At 60.2% G+C, this 23,313-nt stretch carries 19 protein-coding genes; 9 read left to right on the top strand and 10 right to left on the bottom strand.

Annotated elements, in window-relative coordinates:
- Positions 1-6 precede the first annotated feature (6 nt).
- The 5 genes from AC22G1_RS05660 to AC22G1_RS05640 form a co-directional block, all read right to left on the bottom strand.
- Positions 7-1,413 carry an efflux transporter outer membrane subunit gene (locus AC22G1_RS05660; protein WP_487315902.1) on the bottom strand — a complete coding sequence of 469 codons (1,407 nt, stop codon included), beginning with the start codon at positions 1,411-1,413 and terminating at the stop codon, positions 7-9.
- Entirely contained in the window at positions 1,406-3,358 is a 1,953-nt protein-coding gene (locus AC22G1_RS05655) for a MacB family efflux pump subunit (protein WP_417359112.1), read from the bottom strand. Before AC22G1_RS05655 ends, AC22G1_RS05660 begins: the two co-directional genes overlap by 8 nt.
- Before the next feature lie 3 nt (positions 3,359-3,361).
- Positions 3,362-4,552: a macrolide transporter subunit MacA gene (gene macA, locus AC22G1_RS05650; RefSeq protein WP_487315901.1), complete on the bottom strand. Its 1,191-nt coding sequence runs from the start codon at positions 4,550-4,552 to the stop codon at positions 3,362-3,364.
- Positions 4,553-4,658: 106 nt separating this feature from the next.
- On the bottom strand, positions 4,659-5,333 hold the full coding sequence (locus AC22G1_RS05645; protein WP_487315900.1) for a response regulator: 675 nt from the start codon (positions 5,331-5,333) through the stop codon (positions 4,659-4,661).
- Positions 5,320-6,984, bottom strand: a complete 1,665-nt coding sequence (locus AC22G1_RS05640; RefSeq protein ID WP_487315899.1) for an ATP-binding protein — start codon at positions 6,982-6,984, stop codon at positions 5,320-5,322. Before AC22G1_RS05640 ends, AC22G1_RS05645 begins: the two co-directional genes overlap by 14 nt.
- Positions 6,985-7,139: 155 nt before the next feature.
- Between AC22G1_RS05640 and AC22G1_RS05635 the strand changes: the two genes are divergently transcribed.
- Genes AC22G1_RS05635 through AC22G1_RS05620 form a run of 4 tightly spaced genes read left to right on the top strand, consistent with a single transcriptional unit; the run spans position 7,140 to position 10,148 of the window.
- Positions 7,140-7,892 (top strand): flagellar basal body L-ring protein FlgH, encoded by a 753-nt coding sequence (locus tag AC22G1_RS05635; RefSeq protein WP_487315898.1) that lies wholly within the window; start codon positions 7,140-7,142, stop codon positions 7,890-7,892.
- Positions 7,892-8,338, top strand: a complete 447-nt coding sequence (locus AC22G1_RS05630) for an LPP20 family lipoprotein (protein ID WP_487315897.1) — start codon at positions 7,892-7,894, stop codon at positions 8,336-8,338. The genes AC22G1_RS05635 and AC22G1_RS05630 overlap by 1 nt, the downstream gene beginning before the upstream one ends.
- Positions 8,338-9,489, top strand: a complete 1,152-nt coding sequence (locus tag AC22G1_RS05625) for a flagellar assembly protein T N-terminal domain-containing protein (protein ID WP_487315896.1) — start codon at positions 8,338-8,340, stop codon at positions 9,487-9,489. The genes AC22G1_RS05630 and AC22G1_RS05625 overlap by 1 nt, the downstream gene beginning before the upstream one ends.
- Before the next feature lie 2 nt (positions 9,490-9,491).
- On the top strand, positions 9,492-10,148 hold the full coding sequence (locus AC22G1_RS05620) for a hypothetical protein (protein WP_487315895.1): 657 nt from the start codon (positions 9,492-9,494) through the stop codon (positions 10,146-10,148).
- 26 nt (positions 10,149-10,174) lie between these two features.
- On the opposite strand, the gene cfa is transcribed toward AC22G1_RS05620, so the two are convergent.
- On the bottom strand, positions 10,175-11,302 hold the full coding sequence (cfa, locus tag AC22G1_RS05615; protein WP_487316693.1) for a cyclopropane fatty acyl phospholipid synthase: 1,128 nt from the start codon (positions 11,300-11,302) through the stop codon (positions 10,175-10,177).
- A 229-nt stretch (positions 11,303-11,531) separates the two neighbouring features.
- Here cfa and AC22G1_RS05610 point away from each other — a divergent pair, with 229 nt between their 5' ends.
- From AC22G1_RS05610 to AC22G1_RS05590, 5 genes are all read left to right on the top strand, one after another.
- Complete coding sequence (locus AC22G1_RS05610) at positions 11,532-12,125, top strand: TetR/AcrR family transcriptional regulator (RefSeq protein WP_487315894.1); 594 nt, start codon at positions 11,532-11,534, stop codon at positions 12,123-12,125.
- Entirely contained in the window at positions 12,122-13,993 is a 1,872-nt protein-coding gene (locus tag AC22G1_RS05605) for an MFS transporter (RefSeq protein WP_487315893.1), read from the top strand. Before AC22G1_RS05610 ends, AC22G1_RS05605 begins: the two co-directional genes overlap by 4 nt.
- A 107-nt stretch (positions 13,994-14,100) precedes the next feature.
- Positions 14,101-14,961 (top strand): winged helix-turn-helix domain-containing protein, encoded by an 861-nt coding sequence (locus AC22G1_RS05600; protein ID WP_487315892.1) that lies wholly within the window; start codon positions 14,101-14,103, stop codon positions 14,959-14,961.
- Between the two features lie 153 nt (positions 14,962-15,114).
- Positions 15,115-17,376 (top strand): Ig-like domain-containing protein, encoded by a 2,262-nt coding sequence (locus AC22G1_RS05595; RefSeq protein ID WP_487315891.1) that lies wholly within the window; start codon positions 15,115-15,117, stop codon positions 17,374-17,376.
- Between the two features lie 155 nt (positions 17,377-17,531).
- Positions 17,532-19,187, top strand: a complete 1,656-nt coding sequence (locus AC22G1_RS05590; RefSeq protein ID WP_487315890.1) for a DUF8614 domain-containing protein — start codon at positions 17,532-17,534, stop codon at positions 19,185-19,187.
- A 38-nt stretch (positions 19,188-19,225) separates the two neighbouring features.
- Here the strand turns inward: AC22G1_RS05590 and AC22G1_RS05585 are convergent, their stop codons facing one another.
- Genes AC22G1_RS05585 through AC22G1_RS05570 form a run of 4 tightly spaced genes read right to left on the bottom strand, consistent with a single transcriptional unit; the run spans position 19,226 to position 23,295 of the window.
- Complete coding sequence (locus AC22G1_RS05585) at positions 19,226-20,302, bottom strand: HupE/UreJ family protein (RefSeq protein WP_487315889.1); 1,077 nt, start codon at positions 20,300-20,302, stop codon at positions 19,226-19,228.
- A complete protein-coding gene (locus AC22G1_RS05580; RefSeq protein ID WP_487315888.1) occupies positions 20,299-21,267 on the bottom strand; it encodes a tetratricopeptide repeat protein in 969 nt (322 codons plus the stop codon). Before AC22G1_RS05580 ends, AC22G1_RS05585 begins: the two co-directional genes overlap by 4 nt.
- Positions 21,264-21,743: an Ig-like domain-containing protein gene (locus tag AC22G1_RS05575; protein WP_487315887.1), complete on the bottom strand. Its 480-nt coding sequence runs from the start codon at positions 21,741-21,743 to the stop codon at positions 21,264-21,266. The genes AC22G1_RS05580 and AC22G1_RS05575 overlap by 4 nt, the downstream gene beginning before the upstream one ends.
- Positions 21,744-21,753: 10 nt before the next feature.
- A complete protein-coding gene (locus AC22G1_RS05570) occupies positions 21,754-23,295 on the bottom strand; it encodes a DUF4331 domain-containing protein (RefSeq protein ID WP_487315886.1) in 1,542 nt (513 codons plus the stop codon).
- Between the last annotated feature and the right edge of the window lie 18 nt (positions 23,296-23,313).

Here is a 23,313-nt window from a genome sequence, read left to right as displayed (position 1 = left end):
CCTTTTTTATTGCCCGGCGCTACTGGCCGGCGGGTTTTCAACCAACGTCTTTTCTATGCCGCCGCCCAGGGCCTGATAGAGGGTCATCAGGTTACTGAGCTGGTTGTAGCGATTTTGCACCACCGAGAGCTCGGCGGTACGGCGCTGCTGCTGCTGATCCAAAAAGTCCTGCACGTCGGTGGCGCCGCTTTCATAACGTACCCGGGCGATTTGCTCGGCTTCCTTGGCCGCCGCCAGGTATTGCGCCAACACCTCGCCCTGGCGCCGGTAGTTGTCGCGGGCCGAGAGGCTGTCTTCCACTTCTTTGAAAGCGCTGTAGAGGCTCTGGCGAAAATTCACCACCGCCTTTTGGTATTGGGTATCGGCCACCTGGATGCTCAGATCCCGGGTGTGCCACTGGATAAAGGGCAGTGCCAGGCCGGCCCCGAGGGTGGCAATGGGGTTTTGCAGCACGTTTTTAAGGGCATCGGAGCTTGAGCCCAGGCTGCCGGTGAGGGTCAGGCTGGGGTAGAAGCTGTCGGTCACCGCGTCGACATTGGCAAGGCTTGCCTTAAGGCGCCATTCGGCGGCTTCCAGGTCGGGGCGGCGGGCCAGTACATCGGCCGGCAGCCCGGCTGGCACCAAAGGCAAGGTGATGGCCGGCAGGCTTGCAGGCTCGGCCTCCTGGTTATTGGGGCCTTGGTTAAAGAGGATGGCAAGGGCGCTGCGGGCTTCGCTGCGCTGCTGCTCAAGGGCCGCTTGATTCGATTGCTGCGAGGCCACCGATTGCTGGGCTTGCAGCAGCTCAAGGCGCGACACGTCTCCGGCCTCATAGCGCACTTTAACCAGCTCCAGGGTCTTTTGGGCGTAGCCGATGGAGGCCTCGCCGTCGCGAATCGCCTGGTTCAGGTAACCCAGCTGCCAGTACAGCTGGGCGGTGGTGCCCACCAGCGCCAGCGCCGTTGCCTGGCGGTCATAGCCGGTGGCAATGGCCTCCCAGGCGTCCTGGTCGCGAGCGGCAGCCAGCTTGCCCCACAAGTCCAGCTCGTAGGAGAGGCTGAGATTGGCAGAATAGCTCGGGTCGCTGCTGGCGCCGTGCTTGATGTCCTTGGACTTGCTGGCGCTGACACCGGCCGAGACATCCGGGGTCAGGTTGGTATTGGTAAGATCGGACTGCAACATGGCCTGGCGCAGAGTCAGGGTGGCGGCAGCCAAGTCGTTGTTGTTGGCCAGCACCTTGTCGATAAGGGCGCTGAGCGCCGGATCGTTAAAGCTGTCCCACCAGCGCGCATCGGCCGCATAGGCCTGGCCCGAGAGCGGCTGGCTCCATTGGTTGGGGATGGCCGCATCGGGGCGTTGGTACTGGGTGCGGGCGCAGCCGCCAAGGGCCAGGGCGACGGCCAGGGCCAGTAACAGGGGTTTGGCGTTATTCACGGGCAAGGGCCTCAATGGGGTCGAGCCTGGCGGCGTTACGGGCCGGCAAGAAGCCGAACACCACGCCAATCAGGGAAGAACAGACAAAGGCGCCAACAATGGCGGTGGCGGAGAAGCTCAGGCTCAGAGAGCTCGCCATTACCGACATCACGGCGCCAACCGCAAAGGACAGCAAAATGCCGATGGTGCCGCCCAAAAGGCACACCAGTACCGCCTCTATCAAAAACTGCTGCAGGATATCGGTCTGGCGGGCACCCACCGCCATGCGAATACCAATCTCCTTGGTCCGTTCGGTCACCGACACCAGCATGATGTTCATCACCCCGATACCGCCGACGATAAGGGAAATAACGGCGATAGAGGAGATAAGCAGGGTCATGGTGGCGGTGGTTTTGGTGACCGCCTGCAAGATGCTGTCGGAGCTTCGGGTGAAGAAGTCCTTGGTGCCGTGGCGGTTGGTGAGCAGTTGGGTAATACCCTGCTCAGCCAGCGCGTTGGATACGCCGTCGGCTACCCGCACTGTCAGCGAGCTGAAAAAGTGCTGGCGCAGCATGCGGGTCATCACCGAGGTGTAGGGCACGTAAATTTGCAGGTTCTGGTCAAACCGAAAAGCGCTGTCTTTGTCGTTGGCCACCGCGACGATGGTAAAGGGCACATTGCCCAGCATCACCACTTTGCCCAGCGCATTGCCGTTTTCCCCAAACAGGGTCTTTTGGGTGTTTTTATCCACCACCGCCACCTGGGCCAGGTTTTTCACGTCAAGGGCCGAAAAGCGCTCGCCAGTGGCCATGGTCATGTCTTCTACATCGAAGTACTGCTCCGAGACCCCGCGCACCGTGGCATCGGAGGCCACATTGCCGTAGCGGGCCTTGACCGAGGTAGAAAGGTTGGGGGTGGCGCTATCGATATAGACCTGGGCCTGCAGGGCCTCAAGATCCGAGGGCACCAGGGTTTGGATGCGGTTGGAATGGCGGTCGCCAAAGCCGGTACCGGCAAAAATATCGATGGTGTTGGTGCCGATGGCATTGATGTTCTCAATCACCTGCTGACGGGCGCCCTGCCCCACCGCCACCACCGTGACCACGGCAGTAATGCCGATGATGATCCCAAGCATGGTCAGCAAGGTGCGCATCCGGTGCGCCGCCATGGCGATAGCCGCCATCTTGAAAGCTTCGCCAAAGCGGCCCCAGCCACTAAACCAGGGGGCGCTGCGCTGGCCGGGTTTGTCCACGGCCGCCGGCCCTTCCAGGGGCACGGCATGGTCGATGGCGCGGTCGGCGATGATGTCGCCGTCGCGAATTTCGATAACCCGCTTGGCGTGGTTGGCCACGTCCATGTCGTGGGTCACGATGATCACCGTATGGCCAAGCTCATTAAGCTCTTTGAGGATGGCCATCACTTCCTTGCCGCTCTGGGTGTCCAGGGCGCCGGTGGGCTCGTCGGCGAGAATAACGTCGCCGCCGTTCATCAAGGCCCGGGCAATACTGACCCTTTGCTGCTGGCCGCCAGAAAGCTGCCCCGGTTTGTGGTGGCCACGGTCGGCCAGGCCAAGCCGTGCCAGCAATTGCTGGGCCCGCTCGCGGCGGCTTTGCTTGCCGGCGCCGGTGTAAATAGCGGGCATCAGCACGTTGTCCACGGCGTCCAGGTGGGTCAGCAGGTGATAGCGCTGGAAGATAAACCCGAAGTGTTCGCGCCGAAGCGTGGCCAGCTCGTCAGAGTCCAGGGTGCTGACATCCTTGCCCGCCACCCGGTACTGGCCCTTGGAGGCTTTGTCCAGGCAACCGAGGATGTTCATCAGGGTGGATTTACCCGAGCCAGATTGCCCGACAATCGCCACCATTTCCCCGGCGTTTATCGTCAGGTTGATATTTTTGAGCACTGCTACGTCGTCGTCGCCGGAGCGAAAATAACGCCAGATGCCGGTCAGTTCCAATAAGGCTGCCATGGCTTAGAACCCGAACGGACCACGGGGGCGGCGGCGGCCTTCTTCACTGAAGGTCATGGCGTTATCGCCCACCACCAGTTTGTCCCCTTCCTTGAGGCCATCGAGCACCTGCACATTGATGTTGTCACGAATGCCGGTGGTGATGGTCTGGGGATGAGGGGGGCGGCCATGTTGCAGCACCAGCACCTGATAGTGGTTATCGCCAAGGGATTTACCCAGTTGGGAGATGGGAATGGACAAGGTGTCCTTGGCTTCGCTTTGTACGATGTGCACTTCGGCGGTCATGTATTTACGCAGTTCGTGGCCGGGGTTTTGCACATCAAAGAGGCCGTAATAATACACGGCGTCTGTGGCGTCGGAGCTGGACGACTCGCTGGACGAGCTGCCGCTGATGGTGGTGGGGTACGGCTCGATGCTGCGCAAGGTGGCTTCAAAACGCTTGTCGGGCTCGCCAAGGGTGGTGAAGTACACATGCTGGCCGGCTTTGACCTTGGTGACATCGGCCTCGGAGATCTCGGCCTTGACGGTCATGGTGTCGAGGTTGGCCAGCACCAGGATGGTCGGGGCGCTTTGATTGGCGTTAACGGTCTGCCCTTCCTTGGTGACAATAGAAGTGACCACCCCGTTCATGGGGGCCGTTATCTGGGTGTAACCGAGGTTGGTCTTGGCAGTGTTCACTTCCAGCTCGGCCTGCACCACTTGCGCCTTGATGGCGGCAATGTCGGCCAAGGTGGTTTGGTAGTTGGCTTCGGCCGATTCCAGATCAGCCTTGGCGGCAGCGTCCTGGCGGCTCATGGCCTGCTCGCGCTGGTACTGGGCCAGGTATTGGCGCAGCAGCGCTTCTTTGGCCTGCTTCTGGGCACGCACGTTATCTAAAGAAGCTTCAGCGGTTTGCAGGTCGTTTTCTTTGATGGTGGGGTCAATCACCGCCAACAGCTGGCCTTTGGTGACCGTCTCGCCAAGGGTGACGTTAAGCTTTTGCACCTGGCCCGACACCTGGGCGCCCACGTCCACTTCCTGGAAGGGCTCAAGCACACCGCTCGCCAGCACCGCGCTTTCGATGTTGGCTTTTTTAACATCAACGGTGAGGAAGTTGTGCTTGGGGGGCCGGGGCCAGAACCACCAGGCCAGGGCTACCACCAACACCAGGGCCAGTAGCAACCAGGGCCATTTACGCAAAAGCTGTTTATTCATTCCCTTATCCAACACTGTGGGTACTTTGTCATGGTGTTAGTTAACCATGACGAAAGCACTGAAATCCTTATCTTTTAACAACTTTACAGTGTTGTAGAAGTGGCAATCAACGGCATTGCTCGTACTTGTAGCCAAGGCCATAGACCGACTGGATAAGCTCGTGCTCTGGGGTGAGATCCTTGAGCTTTTTACGCAGTTTTTTCACGTGGCTGTCGACGGTGCGCTCAGCCACCACCCGGTAATCGCGGTACATGGCATTCATCAGCTGCGCCCGTGAATAAATGCGCCCCGGCTGCTGGTAGAGGATTTTTAACAGCTCGAACTCGACCTTGGTCAAATCGATGGTGCTGGCGCCGTGGCGCACCTGGTAGGAGTGGTTATCCAGCACCACCTTGTCGCTGTGCCACTGGCTCTGGGTGCGGCGCAGCAGGCCACGGGCCCTGGCCACCACTTCCCGGGGGCTAAAGGGTTTGCAGATGTAGTCGTCGGCCTGCAGCTCCAGGCCCAGCAGCCGGTCTACCTCGTCGGTGCGGGCGCTGAGCATCATGATAGGCACCATGGAGATAGCGCGGATGCGCCGGCAGATCTCCAGGCCGTCGATGCCCGGCAGCATCAGGTCCAGCAGCACCAGGTCAAACTCCTGCTCATGAAAGACCGTCATCACCACGTCGCCCCGGTCCAGGTGCACGCAGTCAAAGCCAGCGGCCTGGAAGTACTCCACCAGCAGGGTGGCAATTTTCAGCTCGTCTTCAACGATAAGAACGCGACTATTCGTATTCATGACTCTCTTCCAACGGCAATCTGATGATCCACGACAGACCGCCCATAGGGCTGTGATCTGCCTGCATATGCCCGTGATGGGCCTGGACTATGGCTTCGGCGATGGCCAGGCCCAACCCCGACCCGCCGCTGCCCTTGTTACGGGAGCGCTCGTCCCGGTAGAGCCGCTCGGTCAGCCGCTTGAGGGAGGCATCGCTCACCCCCGGCGAGGAATCCGACCAGTGCAAGAACAGCTCGCCACCGGAGTCCACCAGCTCGACATGCAGCTTGCCCGGGGCCTCGGTGTAGGCCAGGGTGTTCTTCATCAGGTTGTCCAGTAACCGTGACAAATAACTGCTGTCGCCCACCACCCACAGGTTGTTCTTCACATTCACTGTCAGGCGGATGCCCTTACGACTGAGCCCCTGGGAGTGGAGTTCCAGCGAACGCCACAGCAATTGTGAAAAGTTCAAGGACTTAAGCTGATAGTTGACGGCGCCCACTTCCGACACCGACAACACGTGCAGGTCATCCACCAGCCGCACCAGGTGTTCCACCTCGACGATCAGCGAGTCCACCGTCTGTGGCGTCCATTTACGGATGCCGTCTTGCAAGGCTTCCAGCTCGCCCTTGAGCACCGACATCGGGGTGCGAAGGTCGTGGGCGATATCCGCTATCCACTGCTGGTTGGCCTCGCGATTTTGATAAAGCGCTTCAGATAACCGGTTGAAATCCTTGGCAAGATGCGCAAATTCATCGTTACCGGCGATATCGACCTTGATGCCGTGTTCACCGCGAATCAGGGCTCGGGTGCCTACCGCCAGCTTCTCCATGGGGGTACCAAACCAGCGGGTTAGCACCAAGGCGACTCCCACTGTCATGACCATGGCCACGATCAGCACCACCAAGTAACCCCACAGCTGCTGCTGCTTAAAGGCGTTGACGATGTTCTGGCCCAGCATGGTGCGAGGTTCATACCCCAGGTAGCCCACCACCTTGGCGTCCACCACTATGGGTTTAAATTGCAGGTTATGGGGCTCTTGGGGCGGCCCCATTATCTGCTCGCCGTTGGCGTCGAATACCCGCAGCATGGGAGAGAGCAGCGAGCCGTCGTCGTTGGTCCGGGTTATTGCCGGGCCGATAAAGGCGCCGCGATCGTCAAAGCGCTCAGGGGGGCCGTCCATCCGTTCATCCCCTTGCCCGGGCGGGGCAAAGCGGTCTTGGCCAGGTTCGGGCTTTGGGCCTTCACCAGACCACTGCGGCGGCGGTGGCCCCATTTGTGGGTCGTGGTCTTGGCCCCGTTGAGGGCTTGGCCCTTTATAGGAGGCTTCAGCGCCGCCATCGAAAGCGATGCTGACCTTACCGTTTTCATCGGCGCAGCGCGGCGCCGGCCCGGCGTGGTCAAACAGGTATTTGTTGATAAGCCCAAACAAAAAGCAGCGATCTTTGGCCAGCCACTGCCAGTCATTATTGTGGCTCTGATAAGCCTCGCTAAGAGCCACCACGATAGGGGTTAGCCGCTGTTTTTCCACCGACTCTTGGTAGGTTTCCAAGCCACGGTCAAACACCCAGGCCGTTGCCAAAATGGCGGCGATGAGGACGGCGATCTGCAACGACGAGATAGCCAGCAGCAATTTCCCCTTGATACTGCTCAGCAACTTGAATCTACCCACGGCTCTGCTTTTTACCTTTGTAAAAATACCAGCCAATTTTGCAAGCATTCGTCATTTTCATCCTCACTCTTTACAGGACTTTGCACTCTGTTTGCGCCGTTGCTGCACATTTGAAAATTATGCTCGCCTGCATACCTAATAGGAGGAGTGCGTCCATGTCACGCCACTTGCTTGCTTTGAGCCTTGCGCTGGCAACCCTTGCCAGCGGTTGTGCATCCGGCCCGTCTGCCCCGCCCAAAGGCGCCGAAGCCCGCGCCCTGCCGGCCCCCGGCACCCCGGTCCAAAAAATGGATGAAGCCACCCCCAACGACCCCTACTACGCAGCCCTGGAGCCCGGCCCGGAGCCGATGCAAGTGGAGCCCACCGGCTCGCTGTTTAACGCCGCCCAGGCCCGCAGCCTCTATGTAGAGCAGTCCCATTACCGGGTTGGCGACATCATCTCGGTGCAACTGGCCGAGTCCACCAAGGCCAGTAAAAAAGGCAGCACCGAAATAAAGAAAAAGAACGATTTTACCCTCGACCCCATCGGGGTGCCGGGGGGCAATTTGAAGATAGCCGGCCGGGAAGTGAACCTTGATATCAACCAGGAGCAGAACTTCAAAGGCGACGGCAACGCCAGCCAAAGCAACGATTTTGAAGGGGAGCTGACGGTAACGGTGATGAAGGTGCTGCGCAACGACAACCTGCTGGTGCGCGGTGACAAGTGGCTGCTCATTAATAACGGCAAGGAATACATCCGCCTGACCGGGGTGATCCGCGCCAAAGACGTGGCCCCTGACAACACGGTGCAGTCGACCAAAATCGCCAACGCCCGCATTGAATACTCCGGCACCGGCGCCCTGGCCAACAGCCAGCGCCTGGGCTGGCTGACCGACAAGCTTAATAACCCCACAGTGTGGCCGTTCTGATGCGCACGCTGCTGCTGACCTTGGCGCTGCTGACCCTGGCCGGGTGCAGCTCCGAACAATTGGTGCGCTACCAACTAAAGGCCCCGGAGAAGAGCACCGTGCTCAAAGCCACCGGCTACGCCCCCATTGAGGCGCAGCTTGGGCCAAGTTACGAAGAAAAGCTCATTCAGGCCCAGCAAGCCTCGCGCCTTGACGCCTACCGGCGCCTGGCAGAACAGCTCTATGGCCAGCAGGTGCGCGCGCTGTCTCGGGTTAAAGGCTCAACGGTAGACCGCCAGGTCATGGAAACCCGGGTCCAGGGTCTGGTCAGGGGCGCCACCCTGGTGGGCAACTATATCGAAGGCAAGTTCTACACCACCAAATTGCAACTCGACACCGCCGTGCTGGCCGACCTTGGCACGGTAGAGAATGAAGCGGTGGAGAGCGAAACCAAGTGGTGGTATTGATGCGCCCCTTGCTGCTGGCCGCGCTGCTGCTGCCACACCTTGCCCAGGCCGCCTGGTATACCGGCACCGGCACCGCGCCTGTTATCAACAGCAACAAGGAGCTGGCTCGCCAGCAGGCCACCCGCGCCGCCATCCGTGACGCCGTGCTTAAAGCTGGCGCTTCGGTGTCTATCGTCAACGACGTAGACAACGGCAGCCTCACCGGCAACGCCTTTCAAGTCCGGGCCAAGGGCCATATCACCCAGCTGCAGCGCCTCGAAGAATACAGCCGCGACGACAAGGTGTCGGTGACGGTGCGGGCCGATATCTGGAACGACGGCGCCGTCTGCGACGGCCACCTGACCAGCAAATCGGTGGTGGTAGCGCCTTTGACCCTGAGTCACCCGGAGCAGGCCATCTGGGGCGGCCTTGAGAACCTGCCAGAAGAAGTGTCGGCGCGGCTTTTTGAGGAAATGACCAAGGCCCACGCCGATTTTCTGCCCAAAAGCCTGCTGAGCGCGCCGCTGGCGGTTAACCCCGCTCGCCTCGAACCTCACGACCGCCAGGAGCTGCAAAGCCTGGCCGAGCAAAAGCAGGCCCAGTACCTGGTGCTTGGCAGCATCAACAACCTCACCCTCGGTAAAATCGAAGGGGGGCTGCTGAGCAGCGACCAACTGATCCGCCAATATGGCATGACCCTCTACCTTATCGACGGCGTCTCGGGCCTGCCCATTCTCAGCAAGCGTTATGAGAGCCGCACCCTGTGGCCTTTTGCCGTTAACGCCCAGGTGGATGTGCAAAGTGACCAGCTGTGGCAATCGGCCTATGGCCTGGAGATAAGCCGCCTGGTGCGGGCCGGAATAGAAGACATGAGCGAAGCCCTCAAGTGCGTACACCCCAAGACCCGGGTGATCCGGGTTGAAGGCGGCAGCCTTGATGTCGCCATGGGTGGGCGCCAAGGGGTGCGGATAGGCGACGTGTTCCGCCTGTCTCACCAGTACAACTTTACCGGCTCCGACGGCATCGACTACAGCAGCCTTAACGACGAAAACAGCGAATTTGAGGTGGTTAAGGTCTACCCCGACCATAGCCAGCTTTCGCCCCTGAACAGTGATATGCCGATGAATATCCAGATCAGGGATCTTGTGCAACTGGACAGCTTCTGGGAGTAACCATGGAGATCAGTAACCTCTTTACCGGGCTTGGCGGCCAAAGCGCCACCGACAAAACCAAGAGTGATGATACCGATACCACCCTGGCCGGGCTGTCCGGCCTTGGCAGCACGTTGGCCACCATGACTGGCGCTGCCACCCAGCCGGCAAGCGACAGCGGCTTTGATCTGGTACTTGGCCAGGTGATGCAACAAGCCATTGGCGGTATCGGCAGCAGCGCCACTCTCACCCAGCAAAGCGGCAACCAGGCGGTGAGCTTTTTAAGCCAAAGCCTGGTGTCGGGGCTGACCATGGCCATGCTACCCACCGCCAATAGCACCGAGAGCGCCGCCAAGCAGACCGCCAAAGACAGCGGCGGCCTGAAGATGTTTGCCGATGGCAACACCCCGTCGCTGGGGGACTTTATAGACATAGTCAATCCGCTGCAGCATATCCCGGTGGTGGACCGCTACTACCAGAAATGGACCGGCGATGAGCAAGGCTACGTGCCGCAGATGTTGGGCTCTACCCTCTATGGCGGCGCGTTGGGCGCTGCCACCACGCTCGCCAGTATTGGCGCCACCGAAGTGCTGGGGAAAAACCCGGTCGATTATGTGACAGATAAAATCACCGGTGACGACACCGCCGCCAAAACCGCCAGCACCACCAAAACCCCATGAAAAAAGCCGGCATCAGCCGGCTTTTGTCAACTCACCCTCGGCGCCCCGCCTATCACCCCCTGGGGCGAGAGCAGGTATTGCCACAGCTGAATGTCACGGGCCCGAAAGGCGCCGGCACAAGACAGCAGGTAATAGCGCCACATCCGGTAAAAACGCGGCGGGTAGTGGTCGGCAAAGTCAGGCCAGATGGCCTCGAAATTCTGGTACCAGGCCATCAGGGTTTTATCGTAATCGCTGCCGAAATTGTGCAAGTCTTCAATCACCATCAGCCCGTCAGCGGCATCCCCCACCTGCCCTACCGACGGCAGGTCGCCGTTGGGGAAGATGTATTTGTCTACCCAGGGGTCCGGGGTGCTGGTGCGCTTGTTCTTGCCGATGGTGTGCAGCAGGCAAAGGCCGTCTGGCGCCAGACAGCGCCGGGCCACCGCCATAAAGGTACGGTGGTTCTTGCGCCCCACATGCTCGAACATGCCGATGCTGGCAATGCGGTCGAAGGGCTCATCAAGGGTGCGGTAGTCTTCAAGGCGGATATCAAGCTTGAGGTGGCGATAACGCTTAAGGGCATATTGCTGCTGCTCGCGGGAGATGGTCACCCCCACCCCTTTAATGCCGTAATGCTCGGCGGCGTAGCCTAAAAAACTGCCCCAGCCGCAGCCGATGTCCAGCACCTTCATGCCGGGGCGCAGCCCCAGTTTGCGGCACACCAAATCGAGCTTGGCTTCCTGGGCTTGATTGAGGGTGGTGGCGTTTTTCCAATAGCCGCAGGAATAGGCCAGGCGGTTATCCAGCATGGCCTCGTAGAAGCGGTTACCCAGATCGTAATGCTGCTCCCCTACCTGCCAGGCCCGGCGGCGGTTTTGCAAATTGAAGAGTTTGGCCCGAACCACGTTGCCCACCAGCTTCCAGGGCTTGAGGTATTGCGGAATGTCGGCGCGCAGCAACTTGCAGAAGAACAGATCTAGCGACTCGGCGTCCCAGTCGCCATGCATGTAGGACTCGCCTAAGCCCAGGTTGCCCCTGGCCAGGGCATCGTCGAACACCCGGGAGTTATGCACTTGCATGTCCCAGGGGCGGTCGCCGTTGATTTGAATGTCGGCCTTGGCCAGCAGCTGTGCTGCCAGGGTCATGGAAGCACCACCTTTAAGCGGCTTCATCAAGGTGCTGACTTTGCTTGGTGTATTGGTCACCCGAACCTCCTTTACGCAAGCGTCGGTTGGTTACTGTCATGGTTCCCCCCAATCTTTATAAACATGCATCATTGCTGTAAAAATAATCAACCCATACCTGAGTATCGTTGGGGGAAGTTCTGTGCAAAGGAAAGTTGCGTTATTTTTGACAGTGCCGTAGATTGCAATAAAACAGTGTTCGATTAGGCGAGTAGAGATGGGCCGACGCAACGATCACAGCCCGGTGGAATTCGACAAGATGGTGGTGGACACCGTCTGGCAGTGGCTGCAAAACCAAAGCGCAAGCGATCTTAGCCTGCGAAAAATCGCCAGTTTGATTGGCTATGCCCCCAGCACTCTGGTGTCGGTGTACGGCAGCTACGCCCTGCTGCTGCTGAGGGTGAACAGCGCCACCCTCGACCGCCTGGCCCAAAGCTTGGCGGTTACCGACCCCAAAGCGCCGGCCAGGGACAGGCTGCTGGACGCCGCCCTTGGTTACCTCAACTTTGCCCGGGAACACCCCCACGCCTTTCGGCTTATCTTTGAACACAAGCTGGCCGAGGGGCAGAGCTTGCCACCGCATTTTTGCGACAAGCTCGAAGCCATGTTTGGCCTGGTAGAAGCCCCCCTTAGTGAGCTACGCCCAGAGCTTAGCGCCAGTGCCCTGCATCTTCATGCACGCATGCTGTGGGCCAGCGTCCACGGTATCTGCCAGTTGGATATCGACAACAAATTATTCTTGCAAGGCGCCGAGGGCCAGGCCCTTATCTGCGCCCTGCTCGGCCATGTTTTGGACAAGGAGTCCCTATGAAAGCCCTGCTCAGCCAACGCCGTTTCGGGCCGCTGTTTTTCACGCAAGCCCTGGGGGCTGCCAACGACAACCTGTTCAAAAATGCGCTGATGCTGCTGCTGACCTTTGGCGGCAGCCAGCTATTGCCCTGGCAGGACAGCTCACTGACGGTGAACATTGCCGCTGGCCTCTTTATTCTGCCGTTTTTGCTGTTCTCCGCCACGGCCGGTAGCCTTGCCGACAGCATGGATAAGGCGCGGCTTATCCGTTACATCAAGCTGTGGGAGATCCTCATCATGGCTGGCGCCGTGCTGGCGCTGTGGGCAGGGCAATACCTGCTGTTGCTGGGGGTATTGTTTTTGATGGGCAGCCAGTCGGCCTTTTTCGGGCCGGTCAAATACGCCATCTTGCCGCAGCTATTAAAGCCCTCGGAACTGGTGGCCGGTAATGCCTGGGTGGAAATGGGCACCTTTGTGGCCATTTTGCTTGGCACCATCGCTGGCGGCCTGGTGGTGGGCATGGAGGCGGCGCTGCGCTGGTTAAGCGTGGGGCTGCTGGTGCTGGCCGTGGCCGGGTATCTGGCCGCCCGGTTTATTCCCGCCGCCCCGGCCAGCCCCAAGGCCCCGCCGTTTCAATTCAAACCCTGGAAGCAAAGCCGGGAGATGTTTCGCATCGGCCGCCAAAACCGCACCCTGTTTCTCTCCTTGATGGCCATCAGCTGGTTCTGGTTCCTGGGCGCCGGTTACCTCACCCAGTTTGCCAACTACGCCCGCCTTAACCTCGGCGGCGACAACACCGTGGTCACGGCGCTGCTGGTGGCGTTTTCGGTGGGGGTGGCCATCGGCTCCATGCTCTGTGAGCGCTTAAGTGGCGGCCAGGTGGAGCTGGGCCTGGTGCCTATCGGCTCGGTAGGGCTGACCCTCTTTGGCCTGGACTTGGCCTTTGCCTCACCCACCGAAGTGGCGCCGCAGCTGATGGGCCTTGGGGCATATCTCGCCGAGCCTTACGGTTGGCGGGTGCTGATTGATTTAACCCTTATCGGGGTTTTTGGCGGCCTTTTTATCGTGCCCCTTTATGCCCTCTTACAATCTCGCGCCGATGAAGACCAACGGGCCCGGGTGATCGCCGCCAACAACGTAATGAACGCGCTGTTCATGGTGGCCAGCGCCCTTTTTGGCATCCTCTTTTTAAGCGTGATGGAATTGTCCATCGACCAGTACTTCGGGGTGCTGGCCATCATGAACGCGGCGGTGGCGCTCTATGTGTACTTCCAGCTGCCCGAGTTCGTGCTGCGTCTTTGCATCTGGCTGCTCAGCCACAGCTTTTACCGGGTGAAAAGCCAAGGCCTGGCGCAGATCCCCAAAGAAGGGCCGGCGCTGCTGGTGTGCAACCACGTCAGCTTTGTCGATGCCCTGCTGCTGGCCGGCAGTTGCCGGCGCCCGGTGCGCTTTGTGATGGACAAAAGCATCTACCAGTTGCCGGTGCTGCACTGGCTGTTCAAGGTGGCCAAAACCATTCCCATTTGCTCACAAAAGCAAGACCCCGACACCTACCAGCAGGCCTTTGAGCGCATCGACGCCGAACTGGCCGCCGGCGAGGTGGTGTGTATCTTCCCCGAGGGCAAGCTGACCCGGGATGGCAACATCAACAGCTTCCGGCCAGGAGTGGAGAAAATTCTTGAACAACGCCCGGTGCCGGTGGTGCCCATGGCACTGAAGGGCCTGTGGGGCAGCTTTTTCAGCCACCAGGGCAAAGGGGCCTTTAAACCGGGGCGCGGCCGTTTTTGGTCAAAAATCGCCATAGTTGCTGGCCCGGCCCTGGACGGTGCCCACACCGATGCCGCAGAGCTGGAGGCTCAGGTACGAGACTTGCGCGGCGAACAAATGTAATTAAAAAGAAACAAAAAAGTGATCGCGTTTCCTACAAAAGAAGGCAGAATAAAAATCGACAGATGAAATTTTGCCCAGAAAAATCAGGGCGGTAGGATGCGCCAACCATGCAATTTCGCCACGAGACATTCCTGCTCGACACCCACCACCTGAAGCTGGGTGACGGCGAGCGGTCGGTCACTCTGGATGCCCGCATGGGTAAGCTGCTGGACCTGCTGTATGAGGCCTACCCAGAATGCTGCTCGCGCCAGGCCCTGCTGGATGCCTTGTGGCCAGAAACGGTGGTGTCCGACTGGTCCCTGTCCAGGCTAATAAGCGATTTTCGCAAGCTCTGCCAGGACCACGGCTTGGACGCCCCCATGATCCAAACCCTCAAGGGCCGGGGTTACCGGCTGGAAAGCCATGCCTGGCAGATGGCCGCCCCGAGGCAACCCTCTGAGCCTCCGCAAGCCTTGCCCAAGCTCAACAATCGCCCCAGCAAACTGTGGCTGGCGGCGCTGCCGTTGATGGCCTTGGCGGCGCTGCTGTTGTACCTGCCGCTGTCGGCCAACAACACGCCGCTGCAAATTGCCGAGCCGCATAACGCCCTTGGCCGGGTGCTGTGGGTAGACGACCACCCCAGCAACAACACCGCCGAGCGGCGTTTTTTGGAGGCCAAAGGCATTGCCACTTACATTGCCACCTCCACCGAGGAGGCCCTGACCATACTGTCGCTCCATCACCACAATGCCGTTATTACCGACATGGGCCGGGACGACGACGTGCTGGCCGGGGTGCATCTTCTGGAACAGATGCGGGCCAGGGGCGATCTGACCCCGGTACTCTTCTACACCATCATACCCTCGGATGAAAAAAGGCAGTTGGTGATGGCCAAGGGTGCCCAGGGTATCGCCTTTGATTCCACCGCCCTTTACCAGCAATTACAGCCCTTCTTCCCTGCCCGTCCCGCCGCCAATCAAGGTAAATAACCAACTGATTTACAAGGCTTCAAGTTAAATCACGTACATTCATTAGCAAAGACAGATGATCCCTTGCAGCGTCTCAAGGGCCAGCCAGGGAATGGCGCAAGACCCAGCACCTGGCGGCTTTTGGTCTTGTCCCTGAAATGGAGCATTCCCGTGATGAAAAGCCAGTCAATCCTTGTGGCGTCCCTGGCCCTGCTACTGAGCGCATGCGGTGGCAGTGACAACGACGACACCCCAACGCCTGTTACCAACAGCGCCCCCACCTTCAGTCCACTCGCCGTTGAAACCTTGAACGGTGCCCCGGTCAGCATCGACCTTGCCACCATGAGCCAGGACGCCGATGGCGACACCCTAACCATCAAAACCCTGGGCGAGGCCGCCCACGGCAGCCTGAGTGCCAGCGGCCTGGTGGTGAGCTATGACCCGGACGACAACTACGCCGGCACCGACACCTTTAGCGTGGTGCTGACCGACGGCCAGCATGATGTCAGCGGCGAGCTCAGTATTGATGCCTACCAGGGCCTGACCATCAGCGGCTCGGTGGTGGACGAACCCATCCCCGGCGCCACTGTGACCGTGACCATCAACGGTCAAACCTTTACCGCCACCGCCGATGCCAACGGCGACTATGTGCTGGATCTCAAAACCTTGGATCTGGGGGGATACGTCAAGCTGGTAGCCACCAGCAGCACCAGCCCGGATGTGCTGCTGGTGAGCCTGGTCGGCGAAGCCGGCAGTCTGGTTGCTGAAGGCGGCACCGTCAATAACAACGTGACCAACGTCACCACTGCCCGTTACGTGCTGGCGGTAGAAGCCAATGGTGGGGAGATCACCTCCAACAGCGAGATGGCCAGCGCCGAAGATGCCATCGACGCCGACAAGCTCTTGGAAGTGGCGGCAGTGATCAAGGTGATGCTGGACAATCCTGATTACAGCCTACCGGAAGGCTTTGATAACGTGCTGGACTTTGTAGCCGATACCGAAGCCTACAACGACTTTGTACAAGAGGTAACCAGCGCCAACCCAGACGACAATGCCCTGACTCAGGCCATGGCCGCCATTATCAGCGATCCGGTCCTGACTACCGCCTTTACCAGCGACAACCTGGCCAGTCATTACTATGTCACTAGCGCCGCCGCGTCCGGCTTTTTGGCCAGAGGCGGCGACCTCATCACCCTTGCTAGCGACAACAGCTGCCTCTTTGCCAACGAATACAATACCCAAAGCTGCACCTGGGCCATCAGCGACGGCAAGCTCAACGTCACCTTTGCCACGCCGCTGGAAAACTACGGTTTTTATAACGTCTACGATCTGCTGCCTGCTGCCCAGGCGGATCAGTTTATGGACGAATACGGCACCTCCCAACTGGGCGGTACCCGCTATGACAAAGGCTACAGCTACACCCTGCTGGTGAGCGGCGATGTCATCGACAGCGTCAACGTCGCGGTGACCTATGACATCGTCTACGACGAAGTCTGGATAGGGGGCGAGAAAATCGACCTGCCCAACCTGACCGATGACAGCGACGATTTTCGCCAACTGCTGCGTAACGGCGATGGCTCGGTGCCCATGGACATCGACCAAGACGCCCTGGCCGACGACTGGGCCGTGTCCACCTATTACGACAGCGCCTATGGGCTCACCTACAACGGTGACCTGCTGGTGTTCAATTCCAGCGGTACCGCCACCAGCGGCAGCGGCCATGCTGACCTTTCGGAGCGGGATTTTAGCTGGAGCCTGAGCGGCAACACCGTCACCCTTACCTTTACCGACGGCACCGTGCTTAGCATCATCAAGCTTGATGAAGAAGGGGAGCTTAACGGCCTGGCCCTGACCACCCGAGATAGCACCGGCAAGGTGCTGGCTTTTAGCTACAACTTCGGCACCTGGAAAGACGAGGCCAACCCCTTTACCGCCACCAATGTCCTTACCCAAGCAGGCCACCACTGGGCCACCTTTGTTAACGCCTGGGACGCCAGCTACTGGCAAGATGGTGTGCTGGACTACATGGCTATCTCCGCCTTTGGCTGGGAGTTCTATGCCGACGGCACCTCTGACAACCTGCAGTACTACTACGACGAAGGCGATGAAGACGGCGATGGCAACACCAGTGAAGTCATGGACCGCCGCTACTACGGCACCTGGTCCATCGACGAAGACGACGTGCTGAACTTCAACCGCTGCTTTGTGGCCGGCAACTGTGAGCGGCGCCAGTGGTTGTCACTGCACAACGACGGCGAAGAGCTTATCGTGCTGGAGCGCGCCTATCGCGATGACGGCAACGGCGAGTATTTATCCATACCGCCGCGTCTTAACATCTACCGCGACTGGCAAAACCTGACGGTAGACAGGGCCGTTAGCAGCAATAACCGGGTTGTGGCCTACCCCAGCAACCGCACCAAACGCCCCCGCAAATAAGGCGGCAATTGACAAGGCCCCGCCTCGGCGGGGCCTTGTCGTATCAGCGCACAGTCTGCCGCGCTTTTCCTTGCACTCTTAGGCGCCTTGGTCCATGTTGTCTGCCGCCTATGCCCCAGCCGTAACGGGGCTGACCAAAACAAGAGGACCTCCAGGTGAAAAAATCCCTTATCGCCCTGGCCCTGGCCGGCCTGATGGCCGCGCCCGCCTTTAATGCCAGCGCCGACACCGCCAGCAGCAGCTATAACCTGCAAGCCCAGCGCGACAAAATCGTGCCGGTGAAAATGCAGGTCAACACCGCCTTTTTGAACGCCGAGCAAAAGCAGGTGGTCAATAAGCTGATCCAGGCCGCCCAGTTGATGAGCGCCATCTACTTGCGCCAAATCAACGAGCAAAACCCGGCCATCCGCGCCGAGATTGCCGCCTCCAACCGCCCGGACAAAGCCCTGCTGCTGAACATGTTCGACGAACACTTCGGCCCCTGGGACAGCCTGGCCGCTGGCCACCCCTTCTTTGGCAACAAGCAAAACTCTCTGGGCGCTGGCTTCTACCCGGCCGACATGACCAAAGAAGAGTTCAACGGCTGGATTGCCAAGCACCCGGAAGATAAAGAAGCCTTTACCAGCCTCTATACCGTGATTCGCCGCGACGGCGACAAGCTGGTGGCCATTCCCTATTCCCAGTACTACAAAGAGTGGCTGGAGCCGGCCGCCAAGCTGCTGGATGAGGCCGCTGCCATCACCAGCAACAAGAGCCTGAAAAACTTCCTGAGCCTGCGGGCCAAGGCCTTCCGTACCGACGATTATTTTGCTTCCGAAATCGCCTGGATGGATCTCAAGGATACCCCCATCGAAGTGGCCATCGGCCCTTACGAGAACTACACCGATGGCCTCTTTGGTTACAAAACCGCCTTTGAAGCCTTCGTGACCATCAAGGATCCGGTGGCCTCCGGCAAGCTCGACCGCTTCAAGAAATACCTGCGCGACATGGAAGCCAACCTGCCGGTACCGGAGCACTACAAGAACTTCAAGCGCGGCTTTGCCTCCCCCATCGCCGTGGCCGACCAAATCCAGGGCGGCGGTGACAACGTCCCCGGCGTGCAGACCATCGCTTTCAACCTGCCCAACGACGAGCGGGTCCGCGAAGCCAAAGGCGCCAAGAAGGTGCTTTTGAACAACGTGATGGCTGCCAAGTTCGAGCGCATCATGAAGCCCATGGCCGCCCACATTCTGGTGCCAGAGCAAGCCAAGCTGCTGGACCAAAAATACTTCGGCTACGAGACCCTCTTTCACGAGATGTCCCACTCCCTGGGCCCAGGCTCCATCGTGGTTGACGGCAAGCCCACCACCGTTGCCGCCCAGCTCCAGGAGCTCTATTCCGGCATAGAGGAAGGCAAAGCCGACGTGATGGGCGCCTACAACATCCTGTTTTTGATGAAAAAAGGCGAGCTGCCCGAGAGTGAGAAGAACAACCTGCTGGCCACCTACGCCGCCGGCCTGTTCCGCTCCATGCGCTTTGGCGTGCACGAGGCCCACGGCATCGGCGCTGCCTACCAGTACAGCTACTATGTGGACCACGGCGCCCTGACCTTGCAAAAAGACGGCCTGTACCGCATCGACTTCAAAAAGCTAGAAAGCGCCATCACCGGCCTGGTGCATGACGTAGTGGTGGTGCAAGGCGACGGCAACTATGCCGAAGCCAAGGCCTTCCTCACCCAATACGGCCATATCGACGATGGCGTGCGCCACGTCAATGCCAGCCTTGGCGATGTGCCGGTAGATATCCAGCCCATCTACCCCAGCAAGATTTAAGTTCTCTTGCACAAAAAAGCCGCCCTCGGGCGGCTTTTTTAATGGCCGATGGCCACCAAGAGCCGCTGGCAGGTCCACACCACCGCCACCAGCGACATCACACTGCCTGCCGCCGGTAAAAAGCGGCGCCGGTAACCGGGGTTAAAGCGAAAGAACAATAAAGGCGGCAGCACCAGCAGCACGATGGCCAGCTGCCCCACTTCCACCCCCAGGTTAAAGACCAAAATCGCTGGCAGCCTGGCATCGGCCGGCAGGCCAAGGGCGGCCAATGCGCCAGCAAAGCCCATACCGTGCAGCAGGCCAAAACCGGCGGTCATCCACAATACCTGGCGGCACCAGGGCCAAATCAGGTTGAGCGCCGCCGCCAGTACCGACACCGCGATAGCCAGCTCCACCCAGGGGCCAGGCAGCAGCTCAACGCCGAGCGCAGTCAAGGTCAGGGTCACCGAATGGGCCAGGGTGAACGCCGAGACTATCCACAGCACCTGCTGCCAAACGCGCTTGCGACTAACTTCAACCGCCCAGCCCCGCCCCCGCGCCACCAGCACCGCCGGCAGCAGCAACGCCAGCAAAAAAAGCACATGGTCGATACCGGTCCAGATATGCCAAACCCCTTGCAGCAGGTACTCGGCCAACACCCGCCACAACGGCCTTTGGCCAAGGGCCACCTCGCCCTGGCCCGGGCTTATCATGCCCGCCGGGTGCCCGGCCATGGCCAGCAGTAGCTTATGGCCCGGGGTCTTGCTAAAAAGCCGGTAATCCAAAGCAAGCGCGCCAACCTCTGGGCAATCAAGGCGCAGCGGCAGCCATAAAAACACCTCGTTGAAATGACGCTCGGCCTGCCAGTTGCCGGTAAGGCTCAGGGCGCAGGGCTGCTCGCCTCGGCGAAAACGCAGCCCCTGGCCAACCACCGCCTCGACCGCCGCGCGGTGCTGGGTGACTTCACCCCAGGTCAGTTGGCCATCGGCGTCGCTGTCGAGGTTAAGGCGGCTGGCCAAATCCATCAGGCTCAGCTCCAGCACCCCTTGGTTGCCGTCAAGGCGCAGAAAAGCGGTGCTGGCCTGGTGGCCCCAGGCTGGCATGGCCAGCAACAGCAGCAATAGCCAGCCTCTCATCGCCCCTCCTCGGCCCTTGCCAGCAGGGCTCTGTCTTTGGGTTCTTTAACCTGGCTGAGGTTTTGCTGCGCCCAGTAAAGGGCAGCCTTGGCATCGGGGGCCACCTCCAGATAGTAACGGGCCAGCACCGCCGCATGCTGGCTGTCCTGGCGCCAACTGAGCCATTGAATGCGCGCATCCAGCCGCGCCCGCCAGGGGCCGGCCGGGTCAGCCAGGGTCAGCTCAAGCAGCAAGGCATCGGCCAGGTTATTGATATCCTGCTGCCGAAAATGCGCGGCAAGCGCCTGCCCTTGGCCTGTTTCGCGCATGGCCTGGGCCCACAACACCGAGGCCGGTAAGTCGAGCCGCCCGGCAAAGGGCGCCAGCCAATCAAGGGCCGCCTGCGGCGATTTGAGTTGCAGTGCTAAGTCAGCCGCCATACTGGCCAGCCACAGCCCAACACCGTTCTGGGGCAAGGGAGCCTTGGCCAGCAAGGCCGATAAGCGCTGGTAGCTGTCGGCCAGTTGCCCGGCATCGGCTCTGGCTTCCAGCAGGCAAGCCGCACTGATCTCAAGGGCTACCTGCCCCATCAAATGCCGACAGTGGCCCTCGGCGCGCTTAGGCTCGCCGCGCATCAAGGCCAGCCGCGCCGCCAATAACTGGCCGCTGGGGTCCTCGGGGTGTAGCGCCAGCCAGCGCCCTAAAAAAACCCCGGCCTCCTCCAGCCGATGGGTGTGCTGCAAGAGCCTGGCCTTTTGCCACCAGTACCAGTCGGGCTTGGGCTCGGGCAAGGCGGCAAGGGCCGAATCCAGGCGGTCCATCAAACGCGGATTGGCGGACAAAAATGCCTGGTCCATGGCCTGGGTGATGGCCGCGCGCGTTGCCGGCAAGGGGCTGGTGTCCACTTTTGCCAGCACCTCGTCGGCGGCCGGTATCCAGGCCGCCTTGGCCAGCATCGGCAAGGCGGCCAGCCACCACAGCCTCATTGGCCCCCCTCCAGCAAATCGGCATATTCGGCGGTGTCGGTCACGTCCTGGGTAAAGGCCCGGCCGTTGATGGCCAGGGGCTCGGCATCCATCTGTTGCATAAAGGCGGCGCGGGAATAACTGCTAAAAGCCACCTGCTGGGCGGTAATGGTGAGGGTGACAGTAGCGGTGTCGCTTTTGTCGCCGTCGCTGACGGTGAAGGAAAAGCTGTCGCTACCGGTGTAGGTGGCGGCCGGGGTGTAGCTAAAGGCGCCGCTGGCCGACAGGGTCAGGGTGCCGTTGCTGACAACGCTCGCCAGGCTAAAGCTCAGCGAGTCGCCGTTGGCGTCGCTGGCCCTTAGCCTGTCGCTAAGGGTGGTGTCGGCTTCCAGGGTAAAGCTGGCGTCCTCGGCCATGGGGGCCAGGTTGGTCTGACCGTCGCCGTCAGAGCCGCAGCCGGCCAGCAACAAAGTGAGCAGGCAGATAAGGCGTTTCATGACAGGCTCCTTAGTTGGGTGAACCGGCAACCGGGGTTTTGAGGTACGGGAACTGGCTGTCAATCATGCTGGCATCCAATGGCGCGCCATCGGTGAAGGGCACGTTGCCCACTGGGGCATCGTCGCTGGTGCAAAAGCCCAGGTCGGTATCAACCCCGCCCACCGGAATGGGGTAGCAAAGGCGGCCCATCATTACCCGCAGCGCAATGTCCACCACGTCGTCACCGGGGCGGCGGCCATTGGGGAACCCGGCCAGGTCGTCACCGGCCACGCCAAAGGCCGATTGCTGCGCTGCCGCTTTGGGGGCGATGGCGGTATTGAGGCGCAGCATCTCGGACGGGGTGACGGTGGCCTGCTGGTTGACCCCGGCAAAGCCGGTCAAAAAGGCGGCTACTAAATCGGTTCTTGGCAGGTTGCTGGGGGCCAGGTTGCTGATGCTGGTGCCAAGGGTGCTGTTCACCGCGTCACGGAACAGCAAGTCCAAAATGGCCGGCAAGGTTGGGTTGGTAACATAAGTGGCGAACTGGGCGTCGTCTTTGGGCTCGGACGAGGAGAAGCGGTCTTTATCCGCCAGGCCTATCACCAGTTCATTGACCAGGGGGTTGGACAACCGGGACACCTGCACCAAGGCGCCGCCCTGAACATTGGGTTTGGCAAAGCTGGCACTGGGATTGAGGATCCGAGCCTGGGGCAGGCTGGCGGTGGTCCAGGCGCCAATCACGCCGTTACCGCTGCCGACAACGCAGCTGATGGGCAGCTCCAGGGCCAGGGTGGTGACGTTTTTGTCTTTGAGATCGTCATTGTCGCTGCTTTGGCTGATGCCACCGGGAAAGCCGCCACCGTCACCGGCGCCGGGGGCTGAGTCCCCTTCCACCGGCACATAGTTGACCAAGTCAAAGGTCTCGCCCAGGTTCACCACAAAGGGGTCCTTGCGTTGGCCGACGAAGACCCGGCCACTGCTGGCACAACCGGGCAGGGACACCTCGGCGATATATTGCCGGGCGTACTGGCTGTAAGCGTCGGCCGAGCCAAAGGTTTTAAGGCCAACAAAGTCGTAAGGCTTGGTGAAATCCCCCAGCTTGGTGCGGTTACCGCTGCGCTGAGCACCGGTAACTAGGCTCAGGCTGTAGCTTTCATGGAAGTTAAGGGCAGCGGTGTTGCCGCTGGCCAGGGCGCCCACGTGTTTAAGGGGCACCGCCACCGACTGGTCGCCAATGGGCAGGGTGACGGCGGGGGTGCTTTCGGCAAAGCGGAACTCGAAGGTTAAGTCTTCAACGGCGTCACCATCGTTATCAATCTTGATGGCGTAGACCGCCTTGGGATCCAGGGTGAAGTAGTTGGGGCCGCCGTAGGCATCTTGCAGCGGAATGTAGTTGGCAAGCAGGGTGACAAAGCCTTCCCGGCCCGACTCATAACTGCGAAAGACATAAAAATCGGTGGAGTCCAGGGCCGGCATCCGGCTGATGGCCGGGGCTTCGCGGTGGCTGGAGGCCTGGCTGGCGCTTGCCGCCAGGCCCAGAGCCAAGGCGAGTGCAACGGAGCTGACTTTCATGACAGTGTCCTTGTTTGG

It is taken from the genome of Gallaecimonas zhanjiangensis, assembly GCF_057624825.1.
This window is presented reverse-complemented; position numbering and strand designations above follow the sequence as displayed.

Bases quoted from the DNA above. Each gene is read 5' to 3' on its own strand.
- AC22G1_RS05655 (WP_417359112.1), bottom strand. From the start codon at position 3,358: ATGGCAGCCTTATTGGAACTGACCGGCATCTGGCGTTATTTTCGCTCC.
- macA (WP_487315901.1), bottom strand. From the start codon at position 4,552: ATGAATAAACAGCTTTTGCGTAAATGGCCCTGGTTGCTACTGGCCCTG.
- AC22G1_RS05645 (WP_487315900.1), bottom strand. From the start codon at position 5,333: ATGAATACGAATAGTCGCGTTCTTATCGTTGAAGACGAGCTGAAAATT.
- AC22G1_RS05635 (WP_487315898.1), top strand. From the start codon at position 7,140: ATGTCACGCCACTTGCTTGCTTTGAGCCTTGCGCTGGCAACCCTTGCC.
- AC22G1_RS05630 (WP_487315897.1), top strand. From the start codon at position 7,892: ATGCGCACGCTGCTGCTGACCTTGGCGCTGCTGACCCTGGCCGGGTGC.
- AC22G1_RS05625 (WP_487315896.1), top strand. From the start codon at position 8,338: ATGCGCCCCTTGCTGCTGGCCGCGCTGCTGCTGCCACACCTTGCCCAG.
- AC22G1_RS05620 (WP_487315895.1), top strand. From the start codon at position 9,492: ATGGAGATCAGTAACCTCTTTACCGGGCTTGGCGGCCAAAGCGCCACC.
- cfa (WP_487316693.1), bottom strand. From the start codon at position 11,302: ATGAAGCCGCTTAAAGGTGGTGCTTCCATGACCCTGGCAGCACAGCTG.
- AC22G1_RS05610 (WP_487315894.1), top strand. From the start codon at position 11,532: ATGGGCCGACGCAACGATCACAGCCCGGTGGAATTCGACAAGATGGTG.
- AC22G1_RS05605 (WP_487315893.1), top strand. From the start codon at position 12,122: ATGAAAGCCCTGCTCAGCCAACGCCGTTTCGGGCCGCTGTTTTTCACG.
- AC22G1_RS05600 (WP_487315892.1), top strand. From the start codon at position 14,101: ATGCAATTTCGCCACGAGACATTCCTGCTCGACACCCACCACCTGAAG.
- AC22G1_RS05595 (WP_487315891.1), top strand. From the start codon at position 15,115: ATGAAAAGCCAGTCAATCCTTGTGGCGTCCCTGGCCCTGCTACTGAGC.
- AC22G1_RS05585 (WP_487315889.1), bottom strand. From the start codon at position 20,302: ATGAGAGGCTGGCTATTGCTGCTGTTGCTGGCCATGCCAGCCTGGGGC.
- AC22G1_RS05580 (WP_487315888.1), bottom strand. From the start codon at position 21,267: ATGAGGCTGTGGTGGCTGGCCGCCTTGCCGATGCTGGCCAAGGCGGCC.
- AC22G1_RS05575 (WP_487315887.1), bottom strand. From the start codon at position 21,743: ATGAAACGCCTTATCTGCCTGCTCACTTTGTTGCTGGCCGGCTGCGGC.
- AC22G1_RS05570 (WP_487315886.1), bottom strand. From the start codon at position 23,295: ATGAAAGTCAGCTCCGTTGCACTCGCCTTGGCTCTGGGCCTGGCGGCA.